Origin of the sequence: Pseudomonas sp. YeP6b, assembly GCF_025642995.1 — a bacterium.
GTDB lineage: Bacteria > Pseudomonadota > Gammaproteobacteria > Pseudomonadales > Pseudomonadaceae > Aquipseudomonas.
Genome location: NZ_CP080090.1, coordinates 4,163,845 through 4,175,932 on the forward strand (window position 1 = coordinate 4,163,845; position 12,088 = coordinate 4,175,932).

10 protein-coding genes are annotated in these 12,088 nt (G+C 59.8%); 8 read left to right on the forward strand and 2 right to left on the reverse strand.

The annotated features are described in order from the left end of the window. Positions 1-22: 22 nt before the first annotated feature. Both KZH41_RS18615 and KZH41_RS18620 read right to left on the reverse strand, forming a co-directional pair. Positions 23-1,162: a trypsin-like peptidase domain-containing protein gene (locus KZH41_RS18615; RefSeq protein WP_263273448.1), complete on the reverse strand. Its 1,140-nt coding sequence runs from the start codon at positions 1,160-1,162 to the stop codon at positions 23-25. A 79-nt stretch (positions 1,163-1,241) separates the two neighbouring features. Continuing rightward, positions 1,242-2,240 (reverse strand): ATP-grasp domain-containing protein, encoded by a 999-nt coding sequence (locus KZH41_RS18620; RefSeq protein ID WP_263273449.1) that lies wholly within the window; start codon positions 2,238-2,240, stop codon positions 1,242-1,244. Positions 2,241-2,864: 624 nt separating this feature from the next. Between KZH41_RS18620 and KZH41_RS18625 the strand changes: the two genes are divergently transcribed. The 8 genes from KZH41_RS18625 to nuoI all read left to right on the forward strand — a co-directional run bounded on the left by KZH41_RS18625 (position 2,865) and on the right by nuoI (position 12,086). Then, positions 2,865-3,278: an NADH-quinone oxidoreductase subunit A gene (locus KZH41_RS18625; RefSeq protein ID WP_003219575.1), complete on the forward strand. Its 414-nt coding sequence runs from the start codon at positions 2,865-2,867 to the stop codon at positions 3,276-3,278. A gap of 10 nt (positions 3,279-3,288) precedes the next feature. Then, positions 3,289-3,963, forward strand: coding sequence for a NuoB/complex I 20 kDa subunit family protein (locus tag KZH41_RS18630; protein WP_094950608.1), 675 nt, complete (start codon positions 3,289-3,291; stop codon positions 3,961-3,963). A gap of 72 nt (positions 3,964-4,035) precedes the next feature. Then, positions 4,036-5,820 carry an NADH-quinone oxidoreductase subunit C/D gene (nuoC, locus tag KZH41_RS18635; protein WP_094950607.1) on the forward strand — a complete coding sequence of 595 codons (1,785 nt, stop codon included), beginning with the start codon at positions 4,036-4,038 and terminating at the stop codon, positions 5,818-5,820. A gap of 2 nt (positions 5,821-5,822) precedes the next feature. Beyond that, positions 5,823-6,320: an NADH-quinone oxidoreductase subunit NuoE gene (nuoE, locus tag KZH41_RS18640; RefSeq protein ID WP_094950606.1), complete on the forward strand. Its 498-nt coding sequence runs from the start codon at positions 5,823-5,825 to the stop codon at positions 6,318-6,320. Then, positions 6,317-7,672: an NADH-quinone oxidoreductase subunit NuoF gene (nuoF, locus tag KZH41_RS18645; RefSeq protein WP_242150623.1), complete on the forward strand. Its 1,356-nt coding sequence runs from the start codon at positions 6,317-6,319 to the stop codon at positions 7,670-7,672. Before nuoE ends, nuoF begins: the two co-directional genes overlap by 4 nt. Before the next feature lie 135 nt (positions 7,673-7,807). Then, positions 7,808-10,522, forward strand: coding sequence for an NADH-quinone oxidoreductase subunit NuoG (gene nuoG, locus KZH41_RS18650; RefSeq protein ID WP_094950604.1), 2,715 nt, complete (start codon positions 7,808-7,810; stop codon positions 10,520-10,522). Beyond that, the gene (gene nuoH, locus KZH41_RS18655; protein WP_083357964.1) at positions 10,519-11,526 is read left to right on the forward strand and encodes an NADH-quinone oxidoreductase subunit NuoH; all 1,008 of its coding nucleotides are present in this window, start codon (positions 10,519-10,521) and stop codon (positions 11,524-11,526) included. The genes nuoG and nuoH overlap by 4 nt, the downstream gene beginning before the upstream one ends. A gap of 11 nt (positions 11,527-11,537) precedes the next feature. Further along, positions 11,538-12,086, forward strand: a complete 549-nt coding sequence (gene nuoI, locus KZH41_RS18660) for an NADH-quinone oxidoreductase subunit NuoI (protein WP_003174725.1) — start codon at positions 11,538-11,540, stop codon at positions 12,084-12,086. Positions 12,087-12,088 lie beyond the last annotated feature (2 nt).

Genomic DNA, 12,088 nt, shown 5'->3' on the forward strand with positions numbered 1-12,088 from the left:
TATTTCTTAAAGCCGGGTGCCTCTACGGGTTTCTGGCTTCGATTCGCCAGAGCGAGGATTGAGCTTCACGGGCCATTTCCGAAGTCGAATACATTCGGCCCGTTGGGGATTTGGAAGGCGACACCTGGCAGGCATCCAGAAAGGCTAGGAGCAGGCCTGCCTTGACGGCAAAGTTCATGTTTTGCGCGTCCGGCAGGGTCGACGTCACCATCGCGATGACCCCGCCACTGGTATCAAACAGCGGGCTGCCACTGGACCCAGGCTGAATCGCCGCGGTGAACTGCAGCAAACTGGCATCGTTGTGCAACCCGAACAAACTCGACACGCCTCCCTGAGTCACATGCACACCGCCTCCCGCCAGGCCCGCCATTGGGAAGCCCAGGGCAATCACTGACTCGCCCAACGCACAACCCGCGCCGTCCTTGAAAAGCACGGGCAATAATGTCGGGCAGTCCTGAATCCGCAACAGCGCGATATCGTTACGTTGATCGACCAGGACCACTTCAGCGCGGTAACGGCCTGCAAAAGAAGAAATGTGCAGTTCCTGCATGTCCTCAATCACATGGGCACATGTCATTACGTGGTTGGGTGAAACGGCAAAGCCGGTGCCAGTGGCAGAACCACGGTTTCTTGGAGAGTCGCCGGAATAAGGGCGGCGATTGGGGTGTGCGTCATCAATGTTAATGCCCATGCGCCGCCCCATCGCGGCGAGGCCATAGGCGGAACCTTCTGCGAGCGCGCGGAACTTCCACTGATCGTTACGCTTATAAAATTCGCCGATGACAATGGCCGACTCGCCGTTGTTACGCAAATCCAGGTGCAACTCCACCTCATTGTCGACTTGAAGACGCAACTCTTTGAGTTCACTGACAGGGCCTGCTGCCGCAAAGGTGTAAACGACCAGCAACACCGCTTCACTGCCACCAGGCAACGCAGACAAATCAAGGGAACAACCAATCGAGGCTTGCTTGCCGCTCCACTCCATCCACTTCTGGGTGATTTGAAACAGCGCGGGATCACCCGTTGGCAGGCGCTTCTCGGTGACCGGGAGTAACGCCACGGCAGCGTACTCACCGAAAGCGGTGGCGTTACCGGAGTCAAGTGTCCATGCAGTCTTCACACCTGAAATAGCGGTGTTTGCTCCGGGCGTAAGCGCCTTCATCCTAACCTTCCCTGATCGACGTGGCGGCAATTATGTCAATACAGACACAATAATTCACTCTTTGTCTGGCGCTGTGACATCAAGAAGACGCTATCACGGCAACCGTGATGGGCTTCACGCGTACGCCCCCGACCCATCGGCTGGGCGGTTCTGGAAGGCCCAACCGACGAGTGGCGAATATTCCGGCCAGATTTACCCCGGTGGCGCGGGTATAGCCGATACCGCCGGAATAGCGCGGATTGATCTCCAACAAATAGGGAACGCCCAAGTCGTCGTCCCGCGTCTGCACATTCACCAAACCATCGCACTTGAAATGCGCTGCAGCCTTGAGGGCCAACTCCACGGCCGCTGATTCGCGCTCGAATGTCTGGTGAACGCCCTGCTTCCTTCTACCCACGAATGCCACGGGCCTACCCGCCTCGCACACCATGTCGACCGAACACTCGCTGCCGGCCAAGTAGGGCATGACCAGCATAGGCGCATGCTCTGCGCCCGACATGTAGATCTTCAGGTAGGTGTCGAAATCGACTTCCCGCGCGTCCGGATTTTGCAAACAGCGGAACGGGTCGACATCCGACTTGAACCGCCAGAACCCCTGGCCGTAGATCCCGACCACAGGCTTGATGCAAACCTCTCCCTGAGCCGACAACACCTCGTAAGCCGCAGCCAGCTCCTGAGCATTGGTGACCGTTATCGCGGGGGTGCAAGCAAGCCCCGCCCGTTCAGCCTCGGCGATGAACAGGCTTTTATCGTCCACCTTGTCAAAGGTGTCCATGGACATACCGCCGGTGACCAGGCGCAAACCTGCAGCCTCGAATCGGCCCCGTGCCGCTTCATACTGGCTGCCAATACGCCCCGCAAGGATGACTTCTATACGCTGCTCAAGTGCCGTCTCGATCACCCAGTCAATACGCGCCTGGTTATCCTGTGGCTCTTGAAAGCCAACGTCGGCCTGCCCTGTGATCTCAGGTCGATCCTGGCGGTGGGAGGCAAAAACCCTGACACTCGCCGGTAATGCCTCACGCGCACCGATAATAATGTCGCGCTGGCTGGATTGACCTTCAAGAAACCAGATCACGTGTAAGCTCCTAAATGAACATCGGCGAAAATCGCCGCACTCGTTGGGCAAAAGCTCCCAACGCCATGTAATTTTTCCGACACAATAAAGAACATCAGGCAAAAGGCTACTTAAATCCTGTTTCGCGATATGCCTCCACCCCATGCAGCGTCGCGCGCTCATCGCTGCGGCGAAAGGGACTCGCCCCTGATGATCCGGTGAACCAAGACGATTTGCGCAAAACATTGATCCAGAGCGGTATGTGCTCGGATCAAATCGGTTAAAAGGTCCCTTCAAGCAACTAGCGGTACTCAAGCAAGTAACGGCAACTTCCCCCGCTACACGAGAAACATTCGCTTAAACCCCGCGCAAACAATATTCATTATCATTTGGCGGATGAAAACTTCGTTACTCATTAAACAAAACAGAATTGATTAAATGCCCGCTAATCCCCGTCCCATAAGGGCTACAGCCCCAAAGAGGTGCACTATGTCCTTATTCCATCGAATAATTTCGCTATCGAAATTTTACTTGCCCGGTGTTTAGCCATAAAATCACCGCGATTGATTGCAGTGCGACATATCGTCACTGCATCGTTACTTTTTCGAGCTCAGAGACCTTTGCTCTCTGTTAAGGATTTCCAGCATGACCGAAGCGACAGGACTCATGGCCCACAACTGGGGCTTTGCCATTTTCCTCCTCGGTGTTGTCGGCCTTTGTGCCTTCATGCTCGGCGTCTCCAGCCTCCTCGGGTCAAAAGCCTGGGGCCGCAGCAAAAATGAACCGTTCGAGTCCGGCATGCTGCCTACAGGTGGCGCCCGCTTGCGGCTCTCAGCCAAATTCTATCTGGTCGCGATGCTGTTCGTGATCTTCGATATCGAAGCCCTCTTTCTCTTTGCCTGGTCTGTGTCCGTCCGCGAAAGCGGCTGGACCGGATTCGTCGAAGCCCTCGTTTTCATAGCAATTCTGTTGGCAGGCCTTGTCTACCTATTTCGAGTGGGCGCCCTTGATTGGGCTCCGGAAGCTCGTCGCAAGCGGCAAGCGAAGCTGAAACAATGAGGCTTTGGCGATGCAATACAATCTCACCAGGATCGACCCGGATGCTCCTAACGATCAGTACCCTATCGGCGAACGGGAAACCGTTTCCGATCCGTTAGAAGATCAAGTCCACAAAAACATCTACATGGGCAAGCTGGAAGACGTGCTGAGTGGCGCGGTCAACTGGGGACGTAAGAACTCCCTGTGGCCGTACAACTTCGGTCTTTCTTGCTGCTACGTGGAAATGACCACCGCCTTCACGGCGCCCCACGACATCGCGCGCTTTGGCGCCGAAGTTATCCGGGCATCACCGCGCCAGGCGGATTTCATGGTTATCGCCGGAACCTGCTTTATCAAGATGGCGCCGATCATTCAGCGTCTCTACGAGCAAATGCTCGAGCCAAAGTGGGTCATCTCCATGGGTTCGTGCGCCAACTCCGGTGGCATGTACGACATCTACTCCGTCGTTCAAGGGGTGGACAAGTTCCTGCCCGTGGACGTCTACGTGCCTGGCTGCCCGCCCCGCCCTGAAGCTTTTCTGCAAGGCTTGATGCTGTTGCAGGAATCGATTGGCAAGGAGCGTCGCCCACTTTCCTGGGTCGTCGGCGATCAAGGCGTGTACCGCGCCGAGATGCCTTCGCAAAAGGATGCGCGCCGCGAACAGCGAATCGCAGTCACCAACCTGCGCAGCCCCGACGAAGTCTGATCCAGCACCGCTTCTTAAATAGAACGAAAACCTGGCTTCATTCTTTACGTTGACCGAAAGCGATAAAAAACCATGACTACAGGCAGTGCTCGACGCATCCCGCCTTATAAGGCAGACGACCAGGATGTGGTTGTCGAACTCAATAACCGTTTTGGCCCTGACGCCTTCACCGCCCAGGCCACGCGCACCGGTATGCCGGTGCTGTGGGTGGCGCGTGCCAAGCTCGTCGAAGTCCTGAGCTTCCTGCGCAACCTGCCCAAGCCGTACGTCATGCTCTATGACCTGCATGGCGTGGACGAGCGTCTGCGCACCAAGCGCCAAGGGCTGCCGAGCGGCGCCGATTTCACCGTGTTCTATCACCTGCTGTCGATCGAGCGTAACAGCGACGTGATGATCAAGGTCGCCCTGTCCGAGAGCGACCTGAGCGTGCCGACCGTCACCGGTATCTGGCCGAACGCCAGTTGGTACGAGCGTGAAGTCTGGGACATGTTCGGCATCGACTTCCCCGGCCACCCGCACCTGACGCGCATCATGATGCCGCCGACCTGGGAAGGTCACCCGCTGCGCAAGGACTACCCTGCGCGCGCCACCGAATTCGATCCCTTCAGCCTGACCCTGGCCAAGCAACAGCTTGAAGAGGAAGCAGCACGCTTCCGCCCGGAAGACTGGGGCATGAAGCGCTCCGGCACCAACGAGGACTACATGTTCCTCAACCTGGGCCCGAACCACCCTTCGGCTCACGGTGCCTTCCGTATCATCCTGCAACTGGACGGCGAAGAAATCGTCGACTGCGTGCCGGACATCGGCTACCACCACCGTGGTGCCGAGAAGATGGCCGAGCGCCAGTCGTGGCACAGCTTCATCCCGTACACCGACCGTATCGACTACCTCGGCGGCGTGATGAACAACCTGCCGTACGTGCTCTCGGTCGAGAAGCTGGCCGGCATCAAGGTGCCAGACCGCGTCGACACCATCCGCATCATGATGGCCGAGTTCTTCCGGATCACCAGCCACCTGCTGTTCCTGGGTACTTACATCCAGGACGTCGGCGCCATGACCCCGGTGTTCTTCACCTTCACCGACCGTCAGCGCGCCTACAAGGTCATCGAAGCCGTTACCGGTTTCCGCTTGCACCCGGCCTGGTACCGCATCGGCGGTGTGGCCCACGACCTGCCGAATGGCTGGGAACGCCTGGTCAAGGAGTTCATCGACTGGATGCCCAAGCGTCTGGACGAGTACCAGAAAGCCGCCCTGGACAACAGCATCCTCAAGGGCCGCACCATCGGCGTCGCGCAGTACAACACCAAAGAAGCCCTGGAATGGGGCGTCACCGGTGCCGGTCTGCGCTCAACGGGTTGCGATTTCGACCTGCGTAAAGCGCGCCCGTACTCCGGCTACGAGAACTTCGAATTCGAAGTCCCGCTGGCGGCCAACGGCGATGCCTACGACCGTTGCATCGTGCGCGTCGAAGAAATGCGCCAGAGCCTGAAGATCATCGAGCAGTGCATGCGCAACATGCCGGCAGGCCCGTACAAGGCGGATCACCCGCTGACCACGCCGCCGCCTAAAGAACGCACGCTGCAGCACATCGAAACCCTGATCACGCACTTCCTGCAAGTTTCGTGGGGCCCGGTGATGCCGGCCAACGAATCCTTCCAGATGATCGAAGCGACCAAGGGTATCAACAGTTATTACCTGACGAGCGATGGCGGCACCATGAGCTACCGCACCCGGATTCGCACCCCAAGCTTCCCGCACTTGCAGCAGATCCCTTCGGTGATCAAAGGCGAGATGGTCGCGGACTTGATTGCGTACCTGGGTAGTATCGATTTCGTTATGGCCGACGTGGACCGCTAAGCATGAACAGCACGCTTATCCAAACAGACCGTTTCACCCTGAGTGAAACCGAGCGCTCGGCCATCGAGCACGAGTTGCATCACTACGAAGACCCGCGCGCGGCGTCGATCGAAGCCCTGAAGATCGTCCAGAAGGAACGTGGCTGGGTGCCTGACGGCGCCCTCTACGCCATCGGCGAGATCCTCGGCATCCCGGCCAGCGACGTTGAAGGTGTGGCCACGTTCTACAGCCAGATCTTCCGCCAGCCGGTGGGCCGCCACATCATTCGCGTGTGCGACAGCATGGTTTGCTACATCGGCGGCCACGAGTCCGTGGTCAGCGAGATCCAGAACAAGCTGGGCATTGGCCTCGGCGAAACCACCCCGGACGGCCGCTTCACGCTGCTGCCGGTGTGCTGCCTGGGCAACTGCGACAAGGCGCCGGCGTTGATGATCGACGACGACACATTCGGTGACGTGCAGCCTGCTGGCGTGACCCAATTGCTCGAGGGCTACCCATGACCCTGACTTCCTTCGGCCCGGCCAACCTGATCAAGCGTTCGGCCGAGACTCACCCGCTGACCTGGCGCCTGCGTGACGACGGCGAAGCCGTTTGGCTCGACGAGTACCAGGCCAAGAACGGTTATGCGGCTGCGCGTAAAGCCTTCGCCGACATGGCCCAGGACGATATCGTCCAGACCGTGAAAGACGCCGGCCTTAAAGGTCGCGGCGGCGCCGGCTTCCCCACCGGCGTCAAATGGGGCCTGATGCCCAAAGACGAATCCATCAACATCCGCTACCTGCTGTGCAACGCGGATGAAATGGAGCCGAACACCTGGAAAGACCGCATGCTGATGGAGCAACTGCCCCATCTGCTGATCGAAGGCATGCTGATCAGCGCCCGCGCGCTGAAAACCTACCGTGGCTACATCTTCCTGCGTGGCGAATACACCACCGCCGCCAAGCACCTCACCCGTGCCGTGGAAGAAGCCAAGGCCGCCGGCCTGTTGGGCAAGAACATCCTCGGTTCCGGTTTTGACTTCGAACTGTTCGTGCACACCGGCGCCGGGCGTTACATCTGCGGTGAAGAAACCGCACTGATCAACTCCCTCGAAGGCCGCCGCGCCAACCCGCGTTCCAAGCCGCCCTTCCCTGCCGCCGTGGGCGTGTGGGGCAAGCCGACGTGCGTGAACAACGTTGAAACCCTGTGCAACGTGCCGGCGATCATCGCCGACGGCGTGGACTGGTACAAATCGTTGGCCCGCGAAGGCAGCGAAGACATGGGCACTAAGCTCATGGGCTTCTCCGGCAAGGTCAAGAACCCAGGTCTGTGGGAACTGCCGTTCGGCGTGACCGCTCGCGAGTTGTTCGAGGACTACGCCGGCGGCATGCGCGACGGCTACACCCTCAAGGCCTGGCAGCCAGGCGGTGCCGGCACCGGCTTCCTGCTCCCTGAGCACCTCGATGCACAAATGTATGCCGGCGGCATCGGCAAAGTCGGCACCCGTATGGGGACTGGCCTGGCGATGGCGGTGGACAACACCGTGAACATGGTCTCGTTGCTGCGCAACATGGAGCAGTTCTTCTCCCGCGAATCCTGCGGTTTCTGCACCCCGTGCCGTGACGGTTTGCCCTGGAGCGTGAAGCTCTTGATGGCGATCGAGAAAGGCGAAGGCCAGCCAGGTGACATCGAGACCCTGCTGGGTCTGGTCGGTTTCCTCGGCCCAGGCAAGACTTTCTGTGCTCACGCACCGGGCGCCGTGGAACCATTGGGCAGCGCAATCAAATACTTCCGCTCGGAGTTCGAAGCCGGCATCGCGCCTACCAGCGCCGCCGTCCCGCCTCTGGCAAGGCCGATCGTAGTCGGCGCGTAACGCTTTAAAAGGCGAAGGGTCCGTGCCCTTCGCTTTCTCATGTGCTGACGCCGTTATGGCTGTGTTGATGCACATGAATAACAAGATTCCATTAGCCACGCCCGCTGACAACGGGCCAACGAAGAACTTTGAACCATGGCCACTATCCACGTAGACGGCAAAGCGCTCGAAGTCGATGGGGCAGACAACCTGTTACAGGCATGTCTCTCACTAGGCCTCGACATCCCTTATTTCTGCTGGCACCCAGCCCTTGGTAGCGTTGGCGCCTGTCGCCAGTGTGCGGTCAAGCAGTACACCGACGAAAACGACACCCGTGGTCGTATCGTCATGTCCTGCATGACCCCAGCCACCGACAACACCTGGATCTCCATCGAAGATGAAGAATCCAAGGCGTTCCGCGCCAGCGTTGTCGAATGGCTGATGACCAACCACCCCCACGACTGCCCGGTCTGTGAGGAAGGCGGTCACTGCCACCTGCAAGACATGACGGTGATGACCGGCCACAACGAGCGCCGTTATCGCTTCACCAAGCGTACCCACCAGAACCAGGACCTCGGCCCGTTCATTTCCCACGAAATGAACCGCTGCATCGCCTGCTACCGTTGCGTACGTTTCTATAAAGACTACGCTGGCGGCACCGACCTCGGCGTATTCGGCGCCCACGACAACGTGTACTTCGGTCGCGTTGAAGACGGCGTGCTCGAAAGCGAGTTCTCCGGCAACCTCACCGAGGTCTGCCCGACCGGTGTGTTCACCGACAAGACCCACTCCGAGCGCTACAACCGTAAGTGGGACATGCAGTTCTCGCCAAGCATCTGCCATGGCTGCTCCAGCGGTTGCAACATCTCCCCGGGCGAGCGCTACGGCGAACTGCGTCGCATCGAAAACCGCTTCAACGGCTCGGTCAACCAGTACTTCCTGTGCGACCGTGGCCGTTTCGGCTACGGCTACGTCAACCGCGAAGACCGCCCGCGCCAGCCACTGCTGGCCGATGGCGCCAAGCTGAGCCTGGACGACGCGCTGGATAAAGCCGCCGACCTGCTGCGCGGCCGCAACATCGTCGGTATCGGTTCGCCACGCGCCAGCCTCGAAAGCAACTACGCGTTGCGCGAACTGGTCGGCGCCGAGCACTTCTACTGCGGTATCGAAGCCGCTGAGCTGGAGCACATCCGCCTGGTCCTGCAAGTGCTGAACGACAGCCCGCTGCCGGTTCCGAACATGCGTGACATCGAAGACCACGACGCGATCTTCGTGCTCGGCGAAGACCTGACCCAGACCGCCGCGCGTATCGCGCTGTCGCTGCGCCAGTCGGTCAAAGGCAAGGCCGAAGAGATGGCCGACGCCATGCGCGTACAGCCTTGGCTCGACGCCGCGGTGAAAAACATCGGCCAGCACGCGCTGAACCCGCTGTTTATCGCAAGCCTTGCAGAAACCAAACTCGACGACATCGCCGAAGAATGCGTCCACGCCGCACCTGACGACCTGGCCCGCATCGGTTTCGCCGTGGCCCACGCCCTGGACGCCAGCGCGCCTGCCGTCGAAGGCCTGGACACTGAAGCCGTTGAACTGGCCCAACGCATCGCCGACGCCCTGCTGGCCGCCAAGCGCCCGCTGATCATTGCCGGTACCTCGCTGGGTTCCAAAGCGCTGATCGAAGCCGCCGCCAACATCGCCAAAGCCTTGAAGCTGCGCGACAAGAACGGTTCCATCAGCTTGGTCGTGCCGGAAGCCAACAGCCTCGGCCTGGCCATGCTCGGTGGCGAATCGCTGGACGCAGCCCTGCAAGCCGTAATCGACGGCAACGCTGACGCCATTGTGGTACTGGAAAACGACCTGTACACCCGCACGGATTCGGCCAAGGTCGACGCCGCGCTGGATGCCGCCAAAGTGCTGATCGTTGCCGACCACCAGAAGACCGCCACCAGCGATCGCGCCGACCTGGTACTGCCAGCCGCCACCTTCGCCGAAGGCGACGGTACCCTGGTCAGCCAGGAAGGCCGCGCCCAGCGCTTCTTCCAGGTGTTCGATCCGAAGTACATGGACGCCAGCATTCTGGTTCACGAAGGCTGGCGCTGGCTGCATGCCCTGCGCGCAACCTTGCTGAACCAGCCGATCGACTGGACCCAGCTCGACCACGTAACAGCCGCCGCCGCTGCCAGCGCGCCGCAGCTGGCGCGGATTGTCGACGCTGCACCGTCTGCATCGTTCCGCATCAAGGGCATGAAACTGGCCCGTGAACCGCTGCGTTACTCCGGCCGTACCGCCATGCGTGCTGATATCAGCGTGCATGAACCGCGTACGCCGCAAGACATCGACACCGCGTTCGCCTTCTCCATGGAAGGTTACTCGGGTTCGGTCGAGCCACGTCAGCAGGTGCCATTTGCCTGGTCGCCGGGCTGGAACTCGCCGCAAGCCTGGAACAAGTTCCAGGACGAAGTCGGTGGTCACATCCGCGCTGGCGACCCGGGCACCCGCCTGATCGAAAGCACCGGTGACTCGCTGAACTGGTTTGCCGCCGTACCGCGTCCGTTCAACCCGGCCCAGGGCACCTGGCAGGTTGTGCCGTTCTTCCACCTGTTCGGCAGCGAAGAGACCTCTTCCAAAGCCGCACCGGTTCAACAGCGCATCCCCGCCGCTTATGTGTCCGTGGCCAAGTCCGAAGCCGACCGCCTGGGCGTCAACGACGGTGCCCTGCTCAGCTTGAACGTGGGTGGCAAGACCCTGCGTCTGCCGCTGCGCATCAGCGATGAGTTAGGTGCCGGCCTGGTTGCACTGCCAAAAGGCCTCGCGGGTATTCCACCGGCGATCTTTGGCCAAACCGTTGACGGTCTGCAGGAGGCAGCGCAATGACCTGGTTCACCCCTGAAGTGATCGACGTGATCATCTCGGTCGTCAAGGCCATCGTGATCCTGTTGGCCGTGGTCGTCGCGGGCGCTTTGCTCAGCTTCGTCGAACGTCGCCTGCTGGGCTGGTGGCAGGACCGTTACGGTCCGAACCGCGTCGGCCCATTCGGCATGTTCCAGATCGCTGCCGACATGCTCAAAATGTTCTTCAAGGAAGACTGGACCCCGCCGTTTGCCGACAAGGTGATCTTCACCCTGGCACCGGTCGTGGCCATGAGCGCCTTGCTGATTGCCTTCGCCGTCATCCCGATCACCCCGACCTGGGGCGTGGCGGACCTGAACATCGGCTTGCTGTTCTTCTTCGCCATGGCCGGTCTGTCGGTCTATGCGGTGCTGTTCGCCGGTTGGGCCAGTAACAACAAGTTCGCCCTGCTGGGCAGCTTGCGGGCGTCGGCCCAGACCGTGTCCTACGAAGTGTTCATGGGCCTGGCGCTGATGGGCATCGTGGTGCAGGTTGGCTCGTTCAACATGCGCGACATCGTCGAGTACCAGGCGCAGAACCTGTGGTTCATCATTCCGCAGTTCTTTGGCTTCTGTACGTTCTTCATCGCTGGCGTCGCCGTGACTCACCGTCACCCGTTCGACCAGCCGGAAGCGGAGCAGGAACTGGCCGACGGTTACCACATTGAATACGCCGGCATGAAATGGGGCATGTTCTTCGTCGGTGAATACATCGGCATCATCTTGATCTCGGCATTGCTGGTCACGCTGTTCTTCGGCGGCTGGCACGGCCCTTTCAACATCCTGCCGCAACTGGCATTCTTCTGGTTCTTCTTGAAGACGGCGTTCTTCATCATGCTGTTCATCCTGCTGCGCGCGTCTATTCCCCGCCCACGCTATGACCAAGTGATGGATTTCAGCTGGAGATTCTGCCTGCCGCTGACCCTGATCAATTTGCTGGTGACGGCTGCTGTTGTGTTGTTGAACACGCCAGCCGGCGCGGTTCAGTGAGGATTTGACCCATGTTCAAATATATTGGCGACATCGTTAAGGGTACCGGTACCCAGCTGCGAAGCCTGGTGATGGTTTTCGGCCATGGCTTTCGCAAACGCGACACCCTGCAATACCCGGAAGAAGCGGTGTACCTGCCGCCGCGCTATCGCGGCCGTATCGTGCTGACCCGCGACCCCGATGGCGAAGAGCGTTGCGTAGCTTGCAACCTGTGCGCCGTGGCGTGCCCGGTGGGTTGCATCTCCCTGCAGAAAGCTGAAACCGAAGACGGTCGCTGGTACCCGGACTTCTTCCGCATCAACTTCTCGCGCTGCATTTTCTGCGGCCTCTGCGAGGAAGCTTGCCCGACCACCGCGATCCAGCTGACACCGGATTTCGAGATGGCCGAGTTCAAACGTCAGGACCTGGTGTACGAGAAAGAAGATCTGCTGATCTCTGGTCCCGGTAAAAACCCTGATTACAACTTCTATCGTGTTGCAGGTATGGCCGTTGCCGGTAAGCCGAAGGGCGCCGCACAAAACGAAGCCGAGCCGATCAACGTGAAGAGCTTGCTGCCTTAAGG